Source organism: Candidatus Diapherotrites archaeon (genome assembly GCA_040755695.1).
Taxonomy (GTDB): Archaea; Iainarchaeota; Iainarchaeia; order Iainarchaeales; family 1-14-0-10-31-34; genus JBFMAK01.
Genome location: JBFMAK010000021.1, coordinates 1 through 1,654 on the forward strand (window position 1 = coordinate 1; position 1,654 = coordinate 1,654).

The 1,654-nt window shown below is 63.2% G+C and carries 1 protein-coding gene; it reads left to right on the top strand.

Annotated elements, in window-relative coordinates; genetic code table 11:
* Positions 1-1,444: IS1634 family transposase (locus tag AB1467_07420; protein MEW6296084.1), on the top strand; the 1,444-nt coding region annotated here is incomplete at its 5' end.
* Positions 1,445-1,654: the final 210 nt, after the last annotated feature.

Genomic DNA, 1,654 nt, shown 5'->3' on the forward strand with positions numbered 1-1,654 from the left:
TAAGGTGGTGGAGGCCGTCCGGGAGTCGGGGTTGACGGCCCGCACGGCCAAGACCTGGGGGCCGGCTCTGGTTTTCGGCAGGCTGTGGGAACGCCAGGGGCTGCCGGAGATCTTGGGGCAGTTGGCCCAGGGCCGCAGATTCGAGTTTGACGTGGAACGGGCCGCGTTCGCCCTGGCCCTGCAGCGGCTGTGTGCGCCGGGTTCGGACCTGCAAGGCTCCGGCTGGGTGCAGACCGTGGCGGCTCCGGGCCTGGAGACCCTGGCCTTGCAGCATTTTTACCGCACCACCGCGTTTTTGGCGACGGTGCGGCAAGGCCTGGAAAGAAAGCTGTTTTTTCGGGACCGGAACCTGTTCAACCAGGCCCTGGACCTGGTGTTCATCGACACCACCAGCCTGTATTGCTACCGGGACGAGGAAACGGCACTGCGCCGCCGGGGTTACTCCCGGGACCGGCGGCCGGAGCTGCCGCAACTGGTCTTGTGCGTGGCGGTGGACTCCCAGGGCTGGCCCATCGCCTGGGAGGTCTTTCCCGGCAACACCGCGGATACCGCGGCTTTGCGCCAGGTGGTGGAAAAGCTCCGGGAGCGCTTCAAGATCGGGAAGGTGGCGGTGGTGGCCGACCGGGGGATGATGTCGAAGGAGACCTTGAAGTTGCTGGCGGGCCATAAGACTGCGCCCTTTGACTACGTTTTGGGCTGCAAGCTGCGCCGCAGCAAAGAAGTGCGGGAGGAGGTGTTGAGCCGGGGCGGCCGCTACCGGAAGGTGGCGGAGAACCTGGAGGTCAAAGAGGTCCGGGTTCAGGACCGGCGCTACGTGGTCTGCCGCAACCCGAAGGAGGCCAAAAAAGACGCCCTGGCCCGGGAGGCCCTGGTGGAGAAGCTCAAAGCCACTCTGGCCCGGGAAGGGGAAAAGGGGCTCATGGGCAACCGGGGTTTTGCCCGCTTCCTGAAGACGGCGAAAGGCTCGGTACATCTGGATGAGGCGGCCCTGGCCGCGGATGCCCGACTGGACGGCAAGTTTGTCCTGACCACCAATACGGACTTGCCCGCGGACCAGGTGGCCCTGACTTACAAGAGCCTGTGGCGGGTGGAGCGGACCTTCAGGGAGCAAAAATCCACCCTGCAGGTGCGGCCCCTGTACCACCAGCGGGACGACACCTGCCTGGGCCACATCGTGGCCAGCTTCCTGGCCCTGCGCCTGGAGGTGGACCTGCAACGGCGCCTGGAGGAGCAGGGCGCAGAAGTTTCCTGGCCCGACTTGATGCGGGACTTGCAGCAGGTGCAGGCGGTAACCGTGGAGCTGGATGGTCATAGTTATCAACTGCGCACCGACCTGAAGGGCGCGGCTTACCAGGCCTTCGCCGCGGCGGGGGTCAGGCCGCCGCCCACGGTTAGCCCCCTGGAACCGCAGCCGCAACCCGACTCGCTGAGCAGCAGCGCGTAGTGGTAAAACTTTGTTCACAAGACTTAACCTATTAATAAACCAAAACTATTTTTTTGCAACTGTCGAAGATGAGTCAGAATGACAAGGAAAGTGGCTAGTGGCCAGTGGTCAGTGGCCAGTCAGTAAGGGGAAGCAGTAGCCAGTAATCGGTAATCAGTTTTTTCCATATTTCCAGCCATCGCATTAAGGACGAACACAAGGTTCGCCCCT